The organism is Rummeliibacillus sp. SL167, from assembly GCF_007896505.1.
Taxonomy (GTDB): domain Bacteria; phylum Bacillota; class Bacilli; order Bacillales_A; family Planococcaceae; genus Rummeliibacillus; species Rummeliibacillus suwonensis.
This window is the reverse complement of sequence record NZ_VCBM01000002.1, coordinates 268,051-291,730: the sequence shown is the minus strand read 5'-3', so window position 1 is coordinate 291,730 and position 23,680 is coordinate 268,051. Positions and strand designations below refer to the sequence as shown.

At 36.0% G+C, this 23,680-nt stretch carries 19 protein-coding genes and 1 riboswitch; of the genes, 6 read left to right on the top strand and 13 right to left on the bottom strand.

All coding sequences use genetic code 11. The features are described from left to right. The first annotated feature begins 176 nt into the window (after positions 1-176). A complete protein-coding gene (locus FEZ13_RS12760; protein WP_146553014.1) occupies positions 177-2,111 on the top strand; it encodes an FAD/NAD(P)-binding protein in 1,935 nt (644 codons plus the stop codon). After that, positions 2,108-3,322: an MFS transporter gene (locus FEZ13_RS12755; RefSeq protein WP_146553013.1), complete on the top strand. Its 1,215-nt coding sequence runs from the start codon at positions 2,108-2,110 to the stop codon at positions 3,320-3,322. The genes FEZ13_RS12760 and FEZ13_RS12755 overlap by 4 nt, the downstream gene beginning before the upstream one ends. Positions 3,323-3,536: 214 nt before the next feature. Here FEZ13_RS12755 and FEZ13_RS12750 read toward each other — a convergent pair whose 3' ends face one another. From FEZ13_RS12750 to dinD, 3 genes are all read right to left on the bottom strand, one after another. Continuing rightward, positions 3,537-3,785, bottom strand: a complete 249-nt coding sequence (locus FEZ13_RS12750; RefSeq protein WP_146553012.1) for a hypothetical protein — start codon at positions 3,783-3,785, stop codon at positions 3,537-3,539. A 798-nt stretch (positions 3,786-4,583) separates the two neighbouring features. Beyond that, positions 4,584-5,552: an L-lactate dehydrogenase gene (locus FEZ13_RS12745; RefSeq protein ID WP_146550115.1), complete on the bottom strand. Its 969-nt coding sequence runs from the start codon at positions 5,550-5,552 to the stop codon at positions 4,584-4,586. Between the two features lie 187 nt (positions 5,553-5,739). Continuing rightward, on the bottom strand, positions 5,740-6,585 hold the full coding sequence (gene dinD, locus FEZ13_RS12740; protein ID WP_146553011.1) for a DNA damage-inducible protein D: 846 nt from the start codon (positions 6,583-6,585) through the stop codon (positions 5,740-5,742). An 808-nt stretch (positions 6,586-7,393) separates the two neighbouring features. Here dinD and FEZ13_RS12735 point away from each other — a divergent pair. Next, positions 7,394-8,617: an MFS transporter gene (locus FEZ13_RS12735; protein ID WP_146553010.1), complete on the top strand. Its 1,224-nt coding sequence runs from the start codon at positions 7,394-7,396 to the stop codon at positions 8,615-8,617. 575 nt (positions 8,618-9,192) lie between these two features. Here FEZ13_RS12735 and galE read toward each other — a convergent pair. Both galE and FEZ13_RS12725 read right to left on the bottom strand, forming a co-directional pair. After that, positions 9,193-10,212, bottom strand: a complete 1,020-nt coding sequence (gene galE, locus FEZ13_RS12730) for a UDP-glucose 4-epimerase GalE (RefSeq protein ID WP_255473162.1) — start codon at positions 10,210-10,212, stop codon at positions 9,193-9,195. 117 nt (positions 10,213-10,329) lie between these two features. Beyond that, positions 10,330-12,471: a bifunctional glycosyltransferase/CDP-glycerol:glycerophosphate glycerophosphotransferase gene (locus tag FEZ13_RS12725; RefSeq protein ID WP_146553009.1), complete on the bottom strand. Its 2,142-nt coding sequence runs from the start codon at positions 12,469-12,471 to the stop codon at positions 10,330-10,332. Positions 12,472-12,981: 510 nt separating this feature from the next. On the opposite strand from FEZ13_RS12725, the gene FEZ13_RS12720 reads away from it, so the two are divergent. Both FEZ13_RS12720 and tagD read left to right on the top strand, forming a co-directional pair. Then, positions 12,982-14,142: a CDP-glycerol glycerophosphotransferase family protein gene (locus FEZ13_RS12720; RefSeq protein ID WP_146553008.1), complete on the top strand. Its 1,161-nt coding sequence runs from the start codon at positions 12,982-12,984 to the stop codon at positions 14,140-14,142. Between the two features lie 231 nt (positions 14,143-14,373). Continuing rightward, positions 14,374-14,763 carry a glycerol-3-phosphate cytidylyltransferase gene (gene tagD, locus FEZ13_RS12715; protein WP_146550126.1) on the top strand — a complete coding sequence of 130 codons (390 nt, stop codon included), beginning with the start codon at positions 14,374-14,376 and terminating at the stop codon, positions 14,761-14,763. A 376-nt stretch (positions 14,764-15,139) separates the two neighbouring features. Here tagD and FEZ13_RS12710 read toward each other — a convergent pair whose 3' ends face one another. Beyond that, a complete protein-coding gene (locus FEZ13_RS12710) occupies positions 15,140-16,300 on the bottom strand; it encodes an aminotransferase class I/II-fold pyridoxal phosphate-dependent enzyme (protein WP_146553007.1) in 1,161 nt (386 codons plus the stop codon). Positions 16,301-17,301: 1,001 nt separating this feature from the next. Between FEZ13_RS12710 and sda the strand changes: the two genes are divergently transcribed. Further along, complete coding sequence (gene sda / locus FEZ13_RS20510) at positions 17,302-17,511, top strand: sporulation histidine kinase inhibitor Sda (protein WP_146553006.1); 210 nt, start codon at positions 17,302-17,304, stop codon at positions 17,509-17,511. 135 nt (positions 17,512-17,646) lie between these two features. Here the strand turns inward: sda and FEZ13_RS12700 are convergent, their stop codons facing one another. From FEZ13_RS12700 to FEZ13_RS12670, 7 genes are all read right to left on the bottom strand, one after another. Continuing rightward, on the bottom strand, positions 17,647-18,354 hold the full coding sequence (locus FEZ13_RS12700) for a YqjF family protein (RefSeq protein WP_146553005.1): 708 nt from the start codon (positions 18,352-18,354) through the stop codon (positions 17,647-17,649). A 445-nt stretch (positions 18,355-18,799) separates the two neighbouring features. Further along, a complete protein-coding gene (locus tag FEZ13_RS12695; protein WP_146553004.1) occupies positions 18,800-19,564 on the bottom strand; it encodes a TatD family hydrolase in 765 nt (254 codons plus the stop codon). A gap of 18 nt (positions 19,565-19,582) precedes the next feature. Next, positions 19,583-20,329 (bottom strand): ABC transporter ATP-binding protein, encoded by a 747-nt coding sequence (locus FEZ13_RS12690; RefSeq protein ID WP_146553003.1) that lies wholly within the window; start codon positions 20,327-20,329, stop codon positions 19,583-19,585. A gap of 4 nt (positions 20,330-20,333) precedes the next feature. Continuing rightward, on the bottom strand, positions 20,334-21,086 hold the full coding sequence (locus FEZ13_RS12685; RefSeq protein WP_146550132.1) for an ABC transporter permease: 753 nt from the start codon (positions 21,084-21,086) through the stop codon (positions 20,334-20,336). Next, positions 21,083-21,376: a thiamine-binding protein gene (locus FEZ13_RS12680; RefSeq protein ID WP_146550133.1), complete on the bottom strand. Its 294-nt coding sequence runs from the start codon at positions 21,374-21,376 to the stop codon at positions 21,083-21,085. The genes FEZ13_RS12685 and FEZ13_RS12680 overlap by 4 nt, the downstream gene beginning before the upstream one ends. Before the next feature lie 236 nt (positions 21,377-21,612). After that, positions 21,613-22,608, bottom strand: coding sequence for an ABC transporter substrate-binding protein (locus FEZ13_RS12675; RefSeq protein ID WP_255473161.1), 996 nt, complete (start codon positions 22,606-22,608; stop codon positions 21,613-21,615). Between the two features lie 108 nt (positions 22,609-22,716). Next, positions 22,717-22,826: riboswitch (TPP riboswitch) on the bottom strand. A 60-nt stretch (positions 22,827-22,886) separates the two neighbouring features. Beyond that, the gene (locus tag FEZ13_RS12670) at positions 22,887-23,636 is read right to left on the bottom strand and encodes a hypothetical protein (protein ID WP_146553001.1); all 750 of its coding nucleotides are present in this window, start codon (positions 23,634-23,636) and stop codon (positions 22,887-22,889) included. Positions 23,637-23,680 lie beyond the last annotated feature (44 nt).

Genomic DNA, 23,680 nt, shown 5'->3' with positions numbered 1-23,680 from the left:
TTTTTACTAGCAGTTGGGACCCCATCATTCTTAGGTATGGTGGGGCGCATACTGCCAGTTAATACGAGATAAGGGTAGCAATATTACCTTTGTTTGACTGAATCCCCCATATTTTATTCTGAATATTTTGATTTTCATAGTACAAATAGTAAATAAGATAAAGATGAGGTGCTTTTATGTCAAATGATCGTTTAAAGATTGCTATTATAGGTATAGGACCAAGAGGTTTATCTGTGTTAGAACGATTAATTAGTAATATTGCCGAAAACAAACTTGAACAAGACATTGAAATATGCGTAGTTGACCCTTATTCATTTGGAGCAGGAAAGGTATGGAGAACCGATCAATCCAAGTGCTTATTGATGAATACGGTTGCTTCTCAAATCACCTTATTTACAGATTCTAGTGTAGATTGCAGTGGACCTATTAATGATGGTCCAAGCCTTTATGATTGGGCACGCTTGATCACATTTTTTAGCTCTGAAAAAGATTATGATCGTACAATCTTTGAGGAAGCCAAAAGACTTGAGCCAGATTCATATCCAACGAGAGCTTTCTATGGATGCTATCTCAAGTGGGTGTTTAATTACGTCATTGAAAACGCACCAACCAATGTAAAGATTTCCTTGTACAATACTAAGGCCGTATCTTTAGACGAAAATAATGAAGGAAAACAGGTATTATTATTAGAAAATGAAGTGAATCCTCTGATCATAGATAAAGTGATTCTTGCTCTGGGACATGTAGATATAAAAGAGTCAAAAGAAGAAAATGATCTTATTCATTTTGCCAATAAAAACAACCTTATATATATCCCAACAAACAATCCCGCAGATGTTGATTTAAATTCCATCAATAAAAATGAACCCGTTCTATTAAGAGGACTCGGATTAAACTTTTTTGATTATATGGCTTTGTTTACAGTAGGACGTGGTGGAGCTTTTACACGTGAAAATGGAAAATTAAAATATAAAAAATCAGGCAATGAACCGAAACTCTATGCAGGTTCTAGACGTGGGATACCTTACCATGCTCGTGGCGAAAATGAAAAAGGCGTAGCCATCCGACATAATCCTTTGTTCATTACTGAAGAAGTCATTGAAAACTTTCGTAAAAAAGTGGATAATGGACAGAAAATTAATTTTTACGATGAAATATGGCCTTTAGTAGCCAAAGAAGTGGAAACTGTATACTATGCCACTATGCTTAAAGTCGACCAATGTGATTGCACAGCCGAACGTTTTATAAATGAATACAAAAATGCGTTTGGGAATAGTGAAGAAGAAAGAAATATATTGAAAGCATATGCTATAGAAGAAGCTGATTATTGGAACTGGGACAAGCTTTTATTTCCATATAAAAATTTAACTTTTAATAATCAGGATGAGTATAATGGGTGGCTGATCGATTATCTAAAAAATGACCTTATCGAGGCTAAAAAAGGAAATGTTTCCGGACCATTAAAAGCTGCACTAGATGTAATGAGAGATCTAAGAAATGAGGTTAGATTACTTGTTAATCATGGTGGGGTGATTGGAGACTCTTATGAAAATCATGTTAAAAAATGGTATACTCCTATCAATGCATTTTTATCTATTGGACCTCCTGCTTCTCGAATTGAAGAAATGATTGCTCTTTTAGAATCCGGCGTCTTGGAATTATTGGGACCAGATTTAAAGATTGAAAAAACTGAAAACTTCAAGTTTTTAGCTTATTCCACAGTATTGCCTGATGAAAAAATAGAAGTAGATGCTTTGGTAGAGGCACGTTTACCAGAGTTTGATTTATTAAAAAGTAAGGATCCTCTATTAGCTTATTTGTTAAAAACAAATCAATGCAAACCATTTACCATTCTGAATAATGACGGTACTGAATATGTTACAGGAGGGGTTACGGTCACAGAGCCCCCTAATAAACTAGTAAATAGCAACGGTACCCCAAATCCAAATCGTTTTGTTTTTGGTATTCCAACTGAAGGTGTCCATTGGGTAACAGCAGCAGGGATACGCCCGGGAGTCAATTCAGTTACATTGATGGAATCTGATGCAATTGCTCGATCATGCTTAGGTCTATCAACAAAAGTAGATAATCTGGAGTTAATATCAAAATGACAACCAAGCTTTATAAACCAAAAAAGGGATTTCTACAGGCAGGAAATGTCGCTTTTATAACCATTGTAACATCAACGCCTATATTTCTTCCTGGAGCGACGAATGATCTTATTCGTAAGGATTTAGATATAAAGGCAAATGAGATAGCCTTTGTCTTTAGTTTATATTGGTTAGGATCCATAATAGGGGCCTATATCAGTAAACGCACGAATAACCATTTTTTTATTCAACAAAAGTTAAATTTTTCTCTTTTAGTAACATCATTGGCATTGGGAATTATATATGTTTATCCACAAATAGGTTTATGGATAGGAGCATTCGTCGGAGGACTAGTATATGGCTATAGTCAGCCCTATACAAATACGTTGATCGTTCAAAAATGCGATCATCGTATTCATGGATTCGCTTTTGGATTAAAACAAGCGTCTATACCTCTTGCCACACTTTTTTGTAGCATTACCGTGCCGCTACTAGCTATACCGTTTGGTTGGAGAAATATATTTGCCATTATATCTATCCTTTTGTTGATTTATAGTCTTATCATGATCAAATATTCATTTTCCGATAAAACAGTTCAACCGCCAGTTAAATATAAAACTAAAAAATCCTTGCCGCTTAATCCGCATCTGCTGTTATTAGCTTTTTGCGGTGCATTTGGTGCAATGATTGGAAATAGTTTAGGAGCTTTCCTGATTTCTTCTCTTTCTTCCAATGGAATTTCGTTAGCTCACGCCAGTGTAATAGCTGCAATAGCCGCAATGGCAAGCGTTATCGTACGGATAATGGCAGGAATTATAACAGATAAGTCTGAGGTATCACCGCAAAAGCTACTAGCTGGAATGTTCGTTTTTGGTATGTTCGGGACAAGCTTATTGGCAACTTCCTCATGGATTGGACAAATTTTAGGCGCTCTTCTAGCGTATGGTGCTGGTTGGGGATGGGCAGGCCTGTTACATTATGTAACAGGAAAATCCTATCCTGGATATGAGGGGCAGGCAACTTCTGTTAGCCAAATGGGCGTTTCCATTGGTGCCGCATTAGGCCCGCTGTTATTTGGATGGATATTTACTTTTTTCGGATCTTCCGTAGCGTGGTTTACAATGACAGTTGCTGGAGCACTGGCTTTGCTTTCCGTCATACTAGTCTATAAATTGGAACCTAGAGAGCATTCCCCTCAAGTTAAAAATATTGAACTTAGAAAAATACAATAATTTCTCGTTGGAACTTCTCATAGTCAATTGAGAGGTTCCAACTTTTTATTTTATTAGGTATGTTGGTGATTCAATTTTATCTATTTAAGATATTGATTTCCTCTCCCGCTCCAATAACTTCGCATGTGTTAAATGGCTTCGAGTTGACAGGATGTTGTTAGTCATGAGACCGTGTGTTTATAAGACCAACTAAATTCTTTTTGTCAGAAGCCCATTAATGAGCGGTCTTTTTTCCAAATCGTTTTGTAACTCCATAAGCAATTCCTAATGCCAATAAAGCAATCACTAATGATGGAACTGTATGAACATCTCCAAATTCAACTTGAGAAGATAGATTGGAGATAACTTTTCCTGAAGTGCTTGCGCTTGGTTTATAGAAAATGGTTAATAATATTCCCGTCAAAAATTGTACTACAATAAATGCTACCGCAAAAATCCCTACAAACAATAGACTCTTTTTCAACTGAACTCCTCCTTTCTTCAACATTACTACGAATGGAAATGATAAAAAGTTTCAAAATTTTGGATAACTATTAATAAGCTAGATAGTTTATATAAGCATGCACATTAAGGAATGTATAGGTGAATCAATTTCACAATGCAAAATTCAGATAGAAAACACGAACATTTTAAATCAACATGAACATTAATATTCAGAAATTTTTGTTCCTCTCCAGACGGCGCTTTCCACGGGCTTGGCTTCAATCTCCTCGGGTCGACACGATGTTGACCCCGAAGCCGTTGCCACAGGGCGTGGCGAACTTAGGCTTTGTCCCGTAAATTGTTCCTGCGGGGCTTTCAGCTCAAGCTTTTCCCGTAGGACTTTGAATAAACTTCCTGAACTAGCACCGCACGAAGAAAATGCATGCATTTTCGAGGAGTCGCCGTCTTCCGCTCCACAACTATCAAAATTGGTTATTATTAAATGTTCGGATTTTTTAAGAAGAAAATGATTTATGAAATTGATTCAGGTATATACTTATTTTAAAGTGTCCATATTTTGGTTAAACTGAAGTTGGGTCATGATTAATTCCTCCACATTGTTTATTGTCGTGATAACATTGTAACCGTGAGGGATTAATTTGACCCTTTTTCTTTTTACACAATTATACGGACTTAATCTTTCAATAATAATGCCTGTCCCCCTTTGTTGGAAAAATCCATCTATGGTGGGACAGGCATTTAGTGGAAGCAAAGCGATTTTCTTATTTTTGAATAAGGAAAGATACAAGGAAACTTACCTGTCATTTTGATGATGAATTTACTTTCCTGTCTTTGCTACTTTCATCGCTTCTTTAATATATTCAACAGATTGATGAAGCCACTCTAATTCTTGGTCATCAAGTGGAACTTCTAATTGTTGTTCTACACCATTTTTACCAATAATACATGGCATACTGAAAGCAACATCGCCATCATAGCCATATTGTCCGTGTAAAGTTGTGGATACAGGATACACACTACGTTCATCTAGCATAACCGCTTTGGCTAACGTTACAGCAGATTGCGCAACACCCGCATTTGTCCAGCCTTTTCCATTTAGCACATCAAAGGCTGCTTTTACTACTTGCTTTTTAATGCCTTCTCGACTCAAAGGTTCTTTCCCTTTAAAAACTTGATCTAATTCTTTTTCTCCGAATCCTTGTACATTTAAACGACTTAAAACAGGAAAAGCCGTATGACCGTGTTCCCCCATCATATAACCAGTCACACTTTTTGGATCAATATTATAATTGGTTGCAATAACCTTTCGAAGACGTGCAGAATCAAGCATTGTCCCAGTTCCAAATAGTTGCCCCTTCGGATAATCGAATTCATTTTCTGCTATATAAACCATCGTATCTAATGGATTTGTGATCAAAATAATAATGGCATCTTGCGTATATTTTGTGATACCAGTCATGACTTCACGAATGACCTCTGCGTTAACAGCTGCCAATTGTGCTCTGTCTGGCATCGAATCTTCCTCACTCTTTAGTACACTTGGACCAGCAGCACAGATAATCACATCCGCATCCTCACATTCAGAATAATCTCCAGCATGTACTGTCGTATTAGACATATAAGTAAGAGCCGTTGCATGTGCTTGATCAAGTGCTTCTCCATAAGCAACATTGTTATCAGCATCAATAACAGCTATTTCTGCAAAAAGCCCCAATTTCATCGCATCTGCTAAAACATAAGAGCCTACATGACCCAATCCTACAATGACTAACTTATTTCTTTTCATTACAAATCCTTCTCTCAAATATGTTTTAATCCCTACTCATTTTTAAAGGGAGTTTCTCCTGTTCCATCTAGTGCTCACACCATAAGAAAATGATTGTCCTCCGCTAGAATCATTTGATTTTTTAGAAAAATGATAGTATAAACGCGGAACTTATTGGTTTTGTCCATTCATTTCATCGGCAGTATTCTTACTTTTTCTTTTTATCTGACAATTTCTTCTTTTGTTCCAATTTTTCAATTTCTTGAATGCTTGTACCAGGAGTTGGCAGATCTTCTGGCATTGTTCCACCAAGCTCTTGAATCGTTTGCCTTACTTTTGCTCCTACTTCAAAATGCGTTTGATTGGCATTTTCCTTACCTTGAATGTTTTCACGCTTTAGCTTCTCATCTGTCTGTGTAGCTCGGAAAAGATTAGCAGCAAGTTCTGTGCTCCCCATATAATCCAAGATCTGCTGACCCTTTTGTAAACCTTTTCGTTGACGAATTTCTTTCGCTCCTAGACCATCATAAAGCCCTCTATATCCATGGTTTTGGAAAATGGCGTAGTCGATTGGTGTTTCAACCCCCGCATTTTTGGCAGTCCTTGCTAGTGATTTATTGTGTTCTCTTAGTTCTTCACGAATAGCTAGTCTCTTTTTATCTTCATCTAATGTTTCAAATTGTCCTTGTAATTCTTGTTTGCGAGCTTGGAAAGCAAAATACGTCTGACCGAGTGCCACTATTTTCTTTCTCGGATCTGCATTTTGTACGATTAAATAGCAGGCATACCGAGATAGCATAAAATCATCAACCTGTCGCTTTGCACCTTTTACCAAATCAATCATTCTATCGAATTCAACAAAATGATCGGCAACCTCCATCCCACTTCCCTTACAAGCAACTTTTGCTTTATCAATTACCTTTCTAAAATTTCTCCATTCTTTGTATTGAAGGATTTTTTGTAAGTCTCTCGCATACCAAAAATCTCCTCCGAACTCGTTGATCTGTTTATAATGCTCAAATGTTCGATCATTGTATTTCTCAATGTCCGCCATATGAACCCCCCTTATCATCATTACATTCCAAACTCGTTCAAATACTTTTTATCTATGTTTCCAATTATTAAAACCTATTCTAAATACTAAGTGCTAGCCATACTTTTCAATCAATTGGTTCTTCCTTCAAGGATTTACATATCATAAAAAAATCAAGGTATATTTGTTTTCTTTGATTATCTACTATTGTAACATAGGAGCATTAATCAAGTATTTTACGGTTTTCGCAAATTTCCGCAATCTTTTCAAAATTTTTTCATAATCAACACATTTGATATATTTTAATTCTGTAAATTCTTTCACTTTAAAACTTGTAAAAGCAGTGAAAGCCATGTAATATAAACTCACCAAATATGAAAAGGTGGCCATGAAAAGATGATTGACTAATCCTATTTCAAAAGTACATTCGTTTATAAAGTGAAACTTTCATCAGTGGGGATTGGGAAAACCCCCACTGATTATTAGTTGAACCAATCGGACGCATGCGGCAATTTATCTCCCACCTAACTTCCTTACTTTCACTGAATTTTGAGGAGGAGTATTATTGTTCGTTGATGCGGGATAAATATCGAAGTCATTTTTTGAGTGGGACTAGTCTATATTTTTTGAAAAAGGTGTTTGTTAGTTTCTTGTATATGATATCTTTTTCTATGGCTATAAGACCAAGACCTCTTATCCAAAAATGACGGATGGAGGTTTTTTATTGTACAAGTAGTATAAGAAATATCGGTAAACGAAGCGTGCTTGACACAAGGAATCTATTGAGTTCAGTTAAGAGTTAAATATTACTTTGAGAGGGGCATATACTATGTCGCAATTATTGAAAAATCGTTTTGTTCGAGCCATTTTGTTTTCGGCTTTGTTTCTCCAAATAGGGATTTGGGTACGAAATTTTGCCATTTTATTATTTGTTATGGAGAAGACAGATGGGGACCCTTTGGCGATCTCTATGATCTCTGTCGCTGAGTTTGCGCCAATTTTTATTTTTTCATTTATCGGTGGTACTTTTGCCGATCGTTGGAAACCGAAGAAAACGATGGTTTGGTGTGATATTTTAAGTGCTATTTCGGTGTTTGCTGTATTATTCACGCTCCATTTTGGTACTTGGAAAATCGTCTTTTTCGTTACACTCATTTCAGCCATTCTATCGCAATTTTCTCAGCCTTCAGGTATGAAACTTTTTAAAATGCATTTAAGTATGGATTTGATCCAATCAGCTATGTCCATCTACCAAACCATTTTTGCTATATTCATGGTATTCGGACCCGTAGTCGGCACAGTGGTTTATCAAAATTTCGGAATTGAAGTATCCATCGCAATTACTGGGATTGCATTCCTTTTTTCAGCCTTGATGCTTTCTTTTATCCCAAAGGACCATGCGGCGGAAAAAGAGCAAAAATCTACCTCATTATTAGATGAGATGAAAAGTGGCATTCAATATGTAATGAGCAAAAAAGAATTAAAACTTCTTGGATTGTGCTTCTTATTAGCAGGACTGGCTTTAGGGTTCATTCAACCACTTAATGTATTTATCGTTACAGATTTATTAGGGCTGGCAAAGGAAAACCTACAATGGCTACTTGTCGCAAACGGGGTTGGCATGATATTGGGCGGAGCTATTTCCATCATGTTTTCCAAAAAAACTCCACCGCAAAGAATGCTAATGAGTGGTATGCTTGCAAATGCTATTGCATTGAGTATCATTGGATTCTCAACAAGTCTACCCATTACCCTTGCGGCACAATTTATTTGCGGACTATTCTTCCCTTCCATTCAAATAGGGATCAATACCTTGATCTTACAAAATACAAAGTCTGAATTTATCGGAAGAGTCAATGGAACATTAACGCCTCTTTTCATGGGAGCCATGGTATTGACCATGAGCATTTCAGGGAAAATGATGGAGCGATTATCCATTGTGACGGTTATAGAAACATCCGCCGTTTTATTTGTAATCGGGCTGATCATGATATTACCACTCTATCATATGAAACCAAAGGAAGCGGAAGAAGAGATGCTTTCAAAGCCATAAAAAAATTTCACCCAGTAGGGAATTTTTCCCCTACTGGGTCTTCTTTAATCGAAGCGGACTTTTACAGGCAGTTGACTTCCATTTATTTACTTTCTCCGAAGATTTATTTGCTTTCTCCGGAGGGTTATTCGCTCTCTCCAGGGATTTATTTGCTCTTTCCGAAGATTTATTCGCTCTCTTCAGGGTTATTTGATAAACTTTATAGAATTCAAATGATGAAAAAACCTGATTAATACTATTTTTTTAAAATATACTATTAATTCAAGCCTTTAAATGAGAAATTGGGGACGTAAATATTCTTGTTCGTGGATACAATTCTTTTTTCCGTGGATAGAAGAGTCACCTTCGTGGATAGAACCTCTTCTTCCGTGGATAAGGGACCATTTCCCATGGATAAAAGAGTATTTCCCATGGATTGGATTTTGAAGAGGTTATTCACTCTCTCTAGGGATTTATTTGCTCTTTCCGAAGATTTATTCGCTTTCTTCAGAGGCTTATTCGCTCTCTTCGGGTTTAACTTTCAACAGTGCAAGAAAAAAGGTCACGAAAAAAGGTTGTTTTTCGTGACCAGCATGTTATTCGAAACCATTTGGATTGTTGGATTGCCATCGCCAGGAGTCTTTGCACATTCTTTCGATATCGAATTGTGCTTTCCAATGGAGTAGTTGTTCTGCCTTTGTTGTGTCTGCATAGCAAACGGCGCTATCCCCGGGACGGCGATCGACGATTTGATAGGGAATTTTCTTTCCAGTGGCTTTTTCAAAAGCATGCACAAGTTCCAACACACTATGACCAGTACCTGTTCCTAGATTGAAGGCAGCGATTCCTTTGTGATCTGACAGATACTCTAGTGCTTTTAAATGCCCTTTTGCGAGGTCGACCACGTGGATGTAGTCGCGTACTCCAGTACCATCCGGTGTATCGTAATCATCGCCGAAAATAGAAAGTACTTGTCGTTTTCCAACGGCAACTTGCGTAATATAAGGCATTAAATTATTGGGAATGCCTGATGGATTTTCTCCGATTTTACCACTTTCATGTGCACCGATTGGATTGAAATAGCGTAATAATGCGATATGCCATTCAGGATCAGCATGAGCGATATCTTGTAACACTTGTTCAATCATTAATTTCGTTTGACCATATGGATTAATAGCGCTTAATGGATACGTTTCATCAATTGGAACTTCATCTGGTATGCCATAGACAGTTGCTGATGAGCTAAAGACAATTTTTTTCACCTGATGTTGCTGCATACTTTGCAGTAATTTGATGGATCCTAACACATTATTTTCATAATAAGCAAGTGGATTTTCAACAGATTCTCCTACCGCTTTTAATCCAGCAAAATGAATGACACCATCGATTTCATAGTCAGTAAAAAGCTGATCAAGTGTTGACTTGTCTCGAATGTCTCCTTTGATGAAAGGAAACGTCTTGCCGGTAATCTCCTGTACTTTTTGAAGAGATATTTGACAACTATTGCTTAAATTGTCGAGTGCAATAATTTGAAAGCCAGCTTCTAACAATTCAATGCATGCATGCGATCCGATATATCCTGCTGCCCCTGTTACTAAAATATGTTTACCATTCAAAATAAATTCCCTCACTTTTCCGATAGGCTCAAACCGTATATTGGCGATATAACCTTTATGGATGAACCCCCTAATGCTTACTATGCAAAATCTAAGTGCATAAGAATTGATGATGAATTAATTCTTGAATACTTCTTGAACAATTTTCTCTGTAGCGTGTCCAGTTTCCCAACAGCATATTTTCTCATAAAATTCATCATAGCGTTCTTTATAATCTTCTTCGATTTGATCGATATGTTGGATAGCATCAATGACTTCATCGGTCGTTTTTAAGATTGGTCCTGGCATTTGATTTTCATAATCTAGGTAGAAACCACGCAATTGATCTCGGTATTTTTCCAAGTCATATGCATAGTAAATAATCGGTCTTCGCAAATTTGAATAGTCGAAAAACACGGAAGAATAATCAGTTATGAGGATATCTGAAATCAAATATAAATCTGCAATATCATCATATTTTGACATATTAAAGACGAATCCTTCATAACCATCAATATTCAAGTTGTTCGCAATAAAATAATGCATACGAAGAATGATGACATAGTCATCCCCCAGTTTTTCACGTAGCTTTTGGAGATCTAATTTTAAATCAAACTTGTATTTACCAGCTTCGTAAAATTCATCATCTCGCCATGTCGGAGCATATAATACCACTTTCTTATTTAATGGCATGTTCAATGATTTTTTTATTTTACTGATATAATCTTCGTTGTTATTTTGATACAGTGTATCGTTTCGTGGATAACCGTATTCCAGCATTTTCTTATCAAATTTAAAGGCAGACTTGAAAATCTCAGATGAATACGGATTCGCTGCAATGAGATAATCCCATAAACGCGATTGTTGATAAAAATTCTTTTTGTATTTTGGATTTGCTGAATAGACTTCATCCATGTCAAAGACAAGTCGTTTTAACGGTGTACCATGCCATGTTTCGAGAAAGACATTACCTTCTCTTTTTTTCAAATGAAGTGGTTGTCGCATATTACTGATCCAATATTTTGCTGTAGCTAAATGATAATAATAAGCAAGACTTAAGCGCTTAACTTGTTTCGCATTGCCAGGAAGCTTTCTACCTGTTTCATTGAAAACCCATACAAATTCGTAATCAGGATAATGTTCTACCATATATTCATAAATGGCCTTTGGACTATCTGCATACTGTTTACCCAAAAAACTAGCAAAGACAATTTTTTTATCATTAAGTGGCATTTTCATAAAGACGTCACGATAAATCTGACGATACAGCTTATTCAGGCTTGTTAAGGATTTTCTCGTATCTCTGCCGAAATGATGAAAACCTAAAATGCGTGTATATTTTTTATATTGCCCTTTTTGTAAGGCACGTAATTCACCACGAATCACTACATTTTGTTTTTTCACTTGTTTTTCTGACAGCAACTTCATGACATTCGAAAGTTTATCAAAAGCCTCTTTCTTCTTATCTTCTTTCATTAATAAGATGAAATTGGAACGATATAATCGGATCAACTGTTTATCTAAATATTTGCAGATCTCTTCATTATTAGCATACCTATTTTTTAATCGGTCATAAATATGGGCAAAATCGTGAAGCAAGAGATCATAGCCGCGTTGAGATAATGATGGATTCGTAATCGGATCATTGCGTAGCCGATAAAAATAATATGAATTCTTTCCCACTACAATTTTGTATTGCTGATAAATAGGCATTAAAAAAGAAAGCTCTGAATAGCTATCCACTTCCTCATCGAATTTTAAACGCAATGATTGAATCAAATGAAGTGGAAAGAGCACACTTAATACTGTCATTCGCTTATAAAAACCGAAATCTGGTAGTAATCTTGTATGAAGCAAGTCTTCTTCCTTTTCCTGTTCTTTCAGTGATTCTTCAATCTCATCCATTTTATTGATTTTCACAATGTGACTAGTATAGATGATTTCGGATTCATCACCTTGCAGTAGAAGTAAATATTCGATGGCTTTTTTATGAAGTAAATCATCGCTATCAACAAAATATACATAATCACCTTTTACATGTTCAATAGCTAGGTTACGACAATAGCCAACACCCATTCTTTCACTGTTTGTGATACACTCTATTCTATTATCTTCAGCCACAAACTGATCGATAATTTTTGCTGATTGATCAGTGGAAGCATCATTAACCACAATAATTTGTAAATTTTTATAGGTTTGATCTACTATGGATCGCAAACATTCTTTTAGGAATTCTTCAGTGTTGTAAACGGGTACAATTACACTTACGCTTTTTTTCATTTATCTGGGACACCCCTTTTTACTTGATGCATTTAATTCCATAAGTTATATTTTCCTCTTCACCCAAAGACCAAACGTCTATCCTGATAAAATTTTGATTTTAGAAGATAGAAGGAATATTGAATTGAAAGAAAAACTCTAGGCAGGCTAAAGTGCAGTCTACTAGCTACATTCGATTATCTCATTTATAAATTAGATTTTGATGAGAAAACATGATAATTTTGTAGGCAAAAAACTATTGTGCAAAAAGAATTAAATTAATTCCAAAAATATCCTATTCAATAAAGTGAAACTTCTCACATAGAGAGTGTTTTCCCCATTCTCTTGAATCAATCGATGATCCATATTTATCCCTCTGCTACTTTCATCTTGAAATGTGATGCATACTACCGTTAATTGAGGACAAAGTATGTTATCATTCGGCATGTATTTAATTTCTTTTAGAAAATGAATGGCGAAATATGATATAATTTGTAGCTATAGAAAAGAATTTCTAGATTGGGTGAATGAATGAGAAAAGAATGGTTAATAGGACTATTTTTACTACTTAATAGATGTGTTTTTTCGATATTCAATTTATTTCCTTTGAAAAAGAAAATTGTTTTTCTTTGTGATTTTGGAGATAATGCAAGCTTTGTCATAGAGGAACTTGTCAATAGAGGCTTTAAAGAAATTGTTGTATTGCGAACCGGCAAATGTAAGAAAAGTTTTATAACATCTGGTGCACGTACTGTGTTGACATTTAAAATAACCCATTTGCTTGACTATATAAAAGGTCTTTATCATTTGGCAACAGCTGAGACCATTTTAGTAGATAACTATTTCGCTATACTCAGTATCACAAATTTTCGTTCAGGTGTTGAATGTATACAGCTATGGCATGCAGCAGGTGCAGTGAAAAAGTTTGGGCTGAAAGATCCAAATGTCATTTTCCGTTCCCCTGCTGCTATTCGCCGTTTTAAACGTGTTTACAGTCGGATGAATAAAGTAGTCGTCGGCTCAGATGAAATGGTAACCATTTTCAAAGCGGCTTTTGACATGCAAGATCATCAATTTTTGCGATTGGGAATCCCGCGTACAGATTTCTTTTATAATCCCTCTGCAATGGAAACGGCAAAACGTGAAATGCTTGCAAAATACCCGATGCTTAATGGCAAAAAAGTTATTTTATATGCACCTACTTTCCGTGATCAACAGCTTGATGAACAAAGCATCCCTCTAGATTTTGAGGATATTATCGAACAACTTGGTGAAAACTATATAATGATGATTAAACTGCATCCAGTTGTTGCACGAAATATAGGGAACTTTAGCCATCCATTAATCGTCTCAGTAGAAAATGATGTGGATGTCAATAAACTATTATGTGTAACGGATTATATCATTAGTGATTATTCTTCGATACCATTTGAATTTTCACTATTAGGGAAGCCACAAATTTTTTATCCGTATGATTTAGACAAATACGAAATGGAACGAGGCTTTTGGACCGCCTATGACCAGTTAGTCCCCGGACCTGTAGTATCAACAGATGATGAACTTGTATTCGTATTGCAAAAAAATGAATTTGACCTAGATCAAATCCAAGCATTTTCTACAACATGGAATGCATTTTCTGATGGTCATGCAAGTAGCAAGTTAGTCGATTATTTATTAAACAAACAGAAATAAAGTGAAGCTTCCATCAGTGGGGTTTTCTTCATCCCCCACTGATGGTTAGCTAAACCAATCGGACTTTTACGGGCAGTTCATCCCCCATCTATCTTTCTCGTTTCTATCTAAATTTTGAGGTGGGAGTCTTACTGCCCGTTAATGCAGGATAAAAGAAGCCATTTCAAGAGTTCTTTTATTTTCGAATAAAGTGTAATATAATACGCATTAGTATATCTATGGAGGCACATTATGAAAAAAGTAATTACGTATGGTACGTTCGATTTGCTGCATGTTGGTCATGTCAATATTCTTCGACGTGCCAAAGCACTTGGCGACTACTTAGTCGTAGCTATTTCATCTGATGAATTCAATGCATTAAAAGGCAAAAAGGCTTATTATAGTTATGAAGATCGTAAAACGATTCTCGAAGCCATTAAATATGTAGATGAAGTAATTCCTGAAAACACTTGGGAACAAAAAATCCAAGATGTAAAGGAACACAACATTGATACTTTTGTAATGGGACATGACTGGGAAGGAAAATTCGATTTTCTAAAAGATTATTGTGAAGTCATCTATCTACCACGTACTGAAGGTATTTCAACAACAAAGATTAAGAAAGATTTAATGGCAAAATAGATTTTTCTTTTCAAAATATTTTCCACTCATGAAGCTCTTTATGTTGAATCCATAGTGTTCAACGAAGAGCTTTTTTATTTATAACTCTGTTGAGAATAGAGGAAAAATATTATGGGGTTTCTGTATTCCTTAATGTTTGTTAGGAGGAACAATTGTTTTTTACAGATAGTTGATCCATCTCTTACCCTCTGCTTACTATTTAAACCTTGTTATGGGTGCTTGCTGATTTTGTTCACAAGAATCAACATTAAATTTCTATATCATTCTTATATCCTCGTTCAGCAACTGTCTATGAAACAATTCAACTACCAGCTAAAAGCCCCAATTCGGTAGCAGCATAAGCTACGAATTGGGGTTTTTAAAGTTGGTCAGAATTTTATAATGTTTGGATAAACGCTTCCAAACGATCCATACCTTCTCTTAGTTCTTCATCTGAATATGCATAAGTAATACGGAGATACCCTTCGCCATAAGGTGTGAAGACAGAGCCTGGAATAACCCCAACGCCGCCCTCTTGTCTTTTCATCAAACGAAGTGCAAATTCTTCGGATGTGAGACCAAATTTTTTGATGGATGGGAAGATATAAAAGGCGCCATTCGGTTTTTTTACTTCAATGCCCATTTTAGTAAGACGGTCAAAAACATAATCGCGACGTCTAATATAGCTTCTGTTCATCTCTTGTGGTGTATCCTTACAGCTGGTTAATGCTGCAATTGCTGCATATTGGCTAGGAAGTGCCGCACAGATGGCATTGAATGAATGAATTTTTGTCACTTCACTTATCAATCTTGCATCTGCCATTAAAAAGCCGATACGCCAGCCAGTCATAGAATGTGATTTAGATAGCCCATGAATGAGGAATAAACGGTCTTTTAGTTTCGGATAGTATCCAAATGATCGATGTTCCCCAACAAATGTGTTTTCACTATAAATTTCATCTGAAATAATATAAAGCTCTTGATCTTTTAAAACATCTGCTAGAGCATCCATTTGTTCATGAGAGATCGTTGCACCAGTCGGATTGGATGGAAAGTTAAATAAAACCGCTTTCGTTTTTGGTGTAATCAATGTTGCTAAGCGTTCAGCAGATGGCTGGAAGTTCGTATCCGTTGTATCTAAGTAAACAGATTTTGCCCCACAATATGTAATAATGGGTTCATATCCTGAATAAATGGGTGCTGGTAAAATAATTTCATCTCCGGGTTCCAAGATGGTACGAAAAACAGAGTCAATGGCTTGAGTTGCTCCATTTGTTACAACAATCTCATTTTCCGGTTTGTAATGACAATTATATTTTTCTTCGAAGAAGGCGGCCGCGGCTTTACGTAGTTCAAATATACCTGAATTTGCAGAATATGTTGTTAAGTTATTTTCAATTGCTTGAATTCCTGCTTGTTTTGCTAATTCGGGTGCTGGAAAATCTGGTTGACCAATTGTTAAGTTAATCGCATCTGGATAATTAACCAATTGATTTGAAAATTTTCGAATTCCAGGTAAACCTAGTTCGGCCATGCGTGGGTTCATAGATAAAGACATATGAAAAATCCTTCTTTCGTTTGTTTAAATTTAGTCATTGTATATATTATACTCACAAATCAGAAAAATGAAATATTTTATTACTTATTTTTTTACTTTTTTCAGCATAAGTTACTGAAATATGACCTTGGCAGAAAAAATAGACATTAAAATAGAGGAGATTTTATCTTTCTTTAAACTTTTTATTTTGAATCAAGTAGTTTTTAAATATTTATTCGAAATAAGAGAGAGGTACCTACCCTTTCCTTCTCAAAAAATTGTACATGCGTAAATAACAAAATTTCTTTTTGTCCAAAGAGAGTTTATGCTATAGTGAACTTGTCCATTGCGAAGAACTTATGTTTTTTCTCATTCATAGGGTGGTGAGAAGTCACTTTCAGGAACTTATTCACACATGTGATCGTCGCAACTTTATGGGATTCTCATGAGGTTGCTTTTTTAATGGATTGACCGTAATAATCTACCAATAATCACAAAGTGAAATGAAACTTCACACAATGGGGTTTTTTCACCTCCACCGAGTATCAGGTGAACCAATCGAGATTTTACTGGTAATTGTTCAAATCCTCTTACTTTTACTGATTATTTGATTTTCAGAATGGGGGATCCCTGTTTATGCGTGATAAAGTGTTTAAACTTTTGAATCAACCTGTATATGAAGAGATTGAGGCGATTCGTAATCTTTCTTCCTATGGTAGATTCACTCGAAATAACAATTGTAAGCGAAGTTTTCACAAAAAGTTTTCGACAAATTTTTCTTGATTCTTAAACTGTGGATAAGTTTATGCACAATTTCCACACTCTTTTAAATGCATTTAGATGTTTATACACACAGGTTAATCACAGGTTAATCATAGGTTATCCACTGCTCTTTGTGGATAAATGGCAGGTTGTCTACTATCCAACAATTTGGTAAATTAAGTGTACAAACTTAGCAACTATTAATATATTCTTCCACTTCATATATTATACGTAGTTTATTTTTGGAGGTGAAAATACAATTGGATACATTATCAGATGAATTATTGATCGAAGCATACAATGATGCAAAAGCGTATCATTTAAATGCTGATTTCATTCATTTGTTAAAAAGCGAAATTCTTCGCCGCATTATCGCAAAAATGCTAGCAGAATCAAAAACGATTGACATAACATATATCAAATCTTGTATTGATACTAACGAAGTCAATGAATATTTGAATCTTGCCTAACTTATAAAGCGATATATGTTAATGGGTAATCGTGAAATAATTTTTTCAAATTCTGTTATCTTTTTATGTAAAATATTGTTTTATTTTGTCTATTTAAGGATGATTCATCTTTAAAAGTTCATATAGATATCAGTATTATTTTTCTGCATGGCTTTCCTTCATCGGCAAATAAAGGAAAGCCTTTTTATACTCAGCATAGTGCACAATTGGTTGTTGCACTTGTACTTGGCACATTAAAAATGGAACCATCGTATTTTCATGAACGATACCATGAGCACGCTGTAAAATCCATGGTGTATGTTCATTATATTGTTGGATTAACATTCCCATCGCTTTTGTCCATAAATAATGTCGTTCTGTCAGCCAAAAATCTAATGGTGTTTTCATAATAGGCTCAGATGTAGGCTTTACAGATGCGATCAATATCTCTGGAGTTTGACCATCTTGTTCCCTTCTATTTTGAAATGTTAAAATGTTATGATTTCTCTTTTCATATATATTCGCATATTGAAAGGGTAAAATACCTCCTATACCTGCAAACTTAGCAACTAGCACCTGATTGACATCTAAATTAAAAAAATAAACACCTGATTTTTCCTTAAATTTCACATAGGTTCGCACATTTAATTCTAAAAAAGAGCTGATACGCGGTATCGCCGGCATAAATCTCACTCTCATTTCCTTCATCTGAAAATAGACAATACTTAACCAAGCCGCTCCATCAAACGTATCAATCTCCAATTCTTTTGGTACATATTGACGTATATCCTCCGGTGCAATCGGCCAGTGGAGAAAACATACATCATGCCACTCTTGTGTCATCACCCATGGTAACCTACTCATAGTCTAGCCCCTTTCTTTTTTAGGAGAGTTGTACAATTAGTATTTACTAAAGCGGTTAGATTCAAACAAATAACGTCATTTCTTGGCTAGAGTGAAAAAAACAGTGGTGATAATGATGCAGTGCTAGAAAGATACTGAAACAGTCAATAACACGCTTCTTTCTTTTATAGACTGCTAATCTTTTCAATATATACTACTTAGAACGCTCCAGCCTATTTTTTCAATGACAGAATATATTCTTTATCAGCAATCTTAAAAAAAGAAAAACTCCCTCGATTCATCATCCAAGGAAGTTTTTCTTATGAATCGATCAAGTGAGATTCACCCAGTAGGAATTCGCTTCATCCTCATTGGGTGTTATTAGTTCGACCATGCCTTTACCGGCAGTCAATTCCCATTGATCCTTCACTGATTGCTTAAGTCTTTTAGTAGAGACACTGCCTGTTCATACGGGATAAAAACGACATGTATTTTTATAAAGCATGTCTGCCACTTCTCCCACTGATCGTTGCTTGATTTCTGCTATTTTTTCAATGGTCGCTTTGATCATTTTGGGGTGGGTCATCTGTCCGTTAAAAGGGCCTTCAAATGGCCATGGACCGTCCGTTTCAACCATTATTTGTTCCAATGGATAACGCTGAACGAGTTGTTGAATCTCTTCTTCATATAGAAGATCTGGTGTGACAGAGATGTAGTATCCATTAGCAATCATTCTATCTACAGTTTGTGGATTTCCCTTAAACCAATGAAAATGTGCAGCGGTCAATTGGTGTTTCTCTAATAGTTCAATTGCTTGATCTGCATCTTCATAAACAGCGTGTAGAACAATGGGTTTATCTAATTCTGCTGCAAGGACGACAAATTTTTCGAGCAATTCAAGATAAGGTCCATAGCAAACTGATTTTTCCTTGTTTGAATAATAAGGCAAACCTACCTCTCCAATTGCAACCATATGCTCATTATTTTCTCGAATCCAATCGAATAGCTTCGTCTGAGCCGCTTGATCTGGTAATAGCTGTTCCGGATGGAAACCGAAAGCTGGTAAAATACGATCATCCTGCTGTGAAAGAGCTAAGTTGGCGATACATGACTGTAGATCAGTCGAAACAGCAATAAGATGTGTTATTTTGTTTGGCAGCATGTCATTTAAAATAAGCTGTTGCTGCTCTTTCGTGTATTGGTCAAAATGAATATGCGCATCAATGATCATACTTTGCTCCTCTCCCTTCTACAATCCTTCATCTAATTCATCTTTTAATTGTTTAAAAATCTTTTGTTTTAAATGGAAAAATGGCTCTGTATTAAGGAGGCTTTCATCCCTAGGTCTCGCAAACGGTACAATAACCTCCTCCTTCACCATTGTGGGACGCTTCGTTAAAATATAGATGCGATCTGCTAAAAATAGTGCTTCCTCAATGCTATGCGTTACAAATAAAATGGACTTTCGATTTGTTTCCCATACAGAAAGCAGCCATTTTTGCATACTGATCCGTGTGAATTCATCTAAAGCTGAAAATGGCTCATCCAAACACAACAGATTTTGTTTGCTCAGCATGGCCCGTATAAAGGCAACACGCTGCTTCATACCGCCTGACAGCTCAATAGGATAAGCATTTTCAAATTCCTGTAGCCCCACTTTTTCTAGCCATTCTTTCGCTTCTTGTCTATTGGGTTTACCCGTAAGTTCTTGCACAAGTACAATATTTTCAAGGACTGTTCGCCACGGAAATAGCGATGGCTGCTGCGGCATATAGCCGATTAATCCTCGTTTACCGTGGATCACTTTATGATTTAATGTAATCGCTCCATCATCTGGCTCCATGATCCCTCCGATTAGGTTAAAAATAGTGCTTTTACCACTTCCAGATGGTCCAAGAAGGGCAACGAATTCCCCCTCTTCTACATGGAGCGAAATATCTCGTAAAACTTCTGTTTCAGCAAAGCTTTTTTTGACATGTTCAATGTTTAATAACATTTCCCTACCTCTCTATCTTCCCCTTGATGAATAGCTTTTCAAATGCTTGAATAAGACCAAACAACAGTACACTTAAAAGCATAATGGTAAAGATTGCTACAAATACATGATCGGTACGAAAGGATGCTTGAGATAAGGTCATATAAACCCCAATTCCTTGTTTTGCACCTAACCACTCTGAAATAACCGCTCCCATGACACTATAGGTTGCTGAGATTTTAAGACCTGAAAACAGTGAAGGAAGAGCATAAGGCAATTCTAATTTCCAAAACATTTGTGTTTTCGAAGCGCCTGCCATCTGCATATAATATTTGAGTTCGGGCGCTGTGTTTTTAAAGCCATCTAGTGCTGCAACAACGATCGGGAAAAAGCAAACTAATGCTATAACAATCAGTTTTGGCAAAAGACCGAATCCAAACCAAATGATCAGCAAAGGTGCTAAAACAATAATCGGAATATTTTGCGATAAAATAAGCAAAGGGTAAGTCATTTTTTGTACGATCGGCAAAATATGTAGAATAACAGCAATGATAAAACCAGCAGCACTACCGATAACAAGTCCTAGAATGGCAAGCTTTGTCGTTGCCAAAATATCTGTTGAAAAACTAGGAATCACTTTAAATCCTTCTGAAAATATTTGAGAGGGTGCTGGTAATAGCCACGCTGGTGTGCCTGTGATTTTCACAATGATTTCCCAAAGACCTAAAAGAAAAAGGAGGACAATAATCGCTCCCCCATTGCTCCGCAACCATTTCATGAGCGGTATTTCTCCGTTAAGGTATCCATTGTAATCCCTGTGGGTTGGTACAAAATTTTTACTTGCGTAATCACATTGACACATCCGAGTTCAATCATTTTGTCATTCATTTTCTTAATGATCGCCATTAATGCTGATATGTCCCCTTCCATCGTTGTTTCAAGGGGATGCACTTCATATTTGACACCAGATTCGTCGATCACCTTAATCGCCGCATCCACAAAAGGAATTACATCCTCGTAATTTTCTGTTTTCGGTAAAATTTGCACACTAATTAAAGAATTGGCCATGATGATTTCCTCCTTTATTCCTCATTGACTCATTACTAGCAGTAAGATCTCCTCTTAAAACCTACTAACATATAGAAGGGGATGAAGCAGCCCCCACTACTGTTATTAGAGAACAATGAAAAACTATAGAACTGCCATTTTCATTGATAAAGATCTGCTTTTTCTTTCATTTTATAAGTGAAAAAGTTTATTTTTATCATATTCTTAGAGCTAAATTGACTTTCAGTGTCCTGCTATTATTGCGGTAAAAAGTCGTTTGTAAATGCTTTTTTAGGATCAAATTTTCCTTCTAGTAGACCATGGTCATCCATCCAATTTGCATAGTTTTCCCAAACTTCAAGCTTTTGTTCGCCCCATTGTTTAGCGTCATCTTGATATTTGTCAGCAAGCCATTGTTGACTTTTCTTTACCAATTTAGGATCTAAATCTGGTGCTGCTTTGATGAGAATATCTGCCGCTTTATCTGGTTGATCAATCGCATATTGATAGCCTTGAGATGCAGCTTTGACGAATGCTTTTACTGTTTCTGGATCATTTTGAATCATTTTTTCGTTTGTTGCTAGAACAGGCGTGTAGTAATCTAATTTTTTACTGTAATCTGTTAAATAAATCATATTTAGTTTTTCACCACGGAGTTCTGCTTCAACACCTGTCCAACCATAGTAAATCCATGCAAAATCTACATCTTTTTTGACCATTGTAAAGAAGTCTGCATCTCCTGCATTGATAATATCTACCTTTTTAACATCTGCATTTTCTGTCTTCATCAATGAATCGATAACGGCTTTTTCAACGGGTGAACCCCATCCACCATAAGTTTTTCCTTCAAAATCTTTTGGCGTTTGAATGTTTTTGGCTACTGGTGACGCAAAACCAGAAGTATTATGTTGAATAACTGCTGCAATCGATACGAGAGGAACCCCTTGTACACGAGCTTGTGTGATTCCCTCTTGATAGCTTACCCCAAAATCAGCTTTTCCAGATGCTACAAGTTGATCTGCCCCTGTATCGCCTGGTTGGATAATCTCTACATCTAAGCCTTGTTCTTTAAAATATCCTTGGTCCTTCGCTACATATAGTCCCGTATGGTTTGTATTTGGTGTCCAGTCCAAAACAACTGTTACCTTTTTCAATTTTTTCTTTGAGGTTTCCTTTGCATCTTTTGAGTTGTTGGACTGACAACCCGCCAATACTAATATGCATACTAATAGAAACATATAAAATTTTTTCAACTTTCTTGCCTCCATTTTGTTTTTTGACTAGTTCAAAGTAAAGAAAAACGCCCGGAACCATTCCGGACGTTAACATACATTTAAAAAATCGTTTATTATAATATATCATGATTTTTAATTGATGTTCCCTCCGCTGATATTAAACAGATCAGGTTCTAAGGGTCAGTATCTATCGGATACATTCTCAGCTGGCATCACCAGCCCCCCTACATTCTTCATACATATGAACTTTTCAGTTTCATTATATCAAAATGAATGAAAATAGGAAGGAACATCTTTTAAGATGTTTTATGCAATATTCGTTCTTTTAGTTCTAACATTTGTTTTTTGGATGGATATAGTATTTCAGAAGTTAATGCTTTGTCAATTGAAACAAGCGCTTGATCCGCTTCATCCGCCTTCAGTTGTGCGTCTGCCAAGTAATACCAATAGCATGAGAAATCATATTTCTGTAATAGTCGCTTATAGTAAGCAACCATTTTTTTGAAATAGTATGGATATACCTCTTGAGCAATCTCCAGATCTGTACCGTTATAGCGATAAACCTCCACCATGTTAGCCTCTCCAGTATCATGAATCCATATAGCCAACTCAAATTGGCCATCTTTACCAAATCTTCCGGGCATGTCTTCTACAAAAAGCTTACTATAATATACGTAATTTGTTAGTAAACTGATAAAACCATAGACTTTCCATTGCAGCAAAACAAGTTGTGACCATATACCTTCTATTTGCCACCCCACTACTAATGAGTTAACACCTTGAGTAGTCAGTGGGACAGCCATTAAATCAGTAATTGCGTAACCTTTACCTTTTATTTCAATCATCGGGCACCACAAATTATAAGATTTTTTTAGTAATAGTAGATAATTTTCACCTTTAAACTCATATGCAACAATTAGCTCCTTTAATCTGTCGCCATCTATATCTGCCAATAATATTGCAGGTCTGTTATTGGCGTTTTGTATTTTCAAAATAGTGGCTGTTGGTGGCAATATACTCTCCAATAATTGTTCAAATTCATCCATTATCTACCCACCTTTTTACCGTATTGTATGCGTGGTATGGAGGT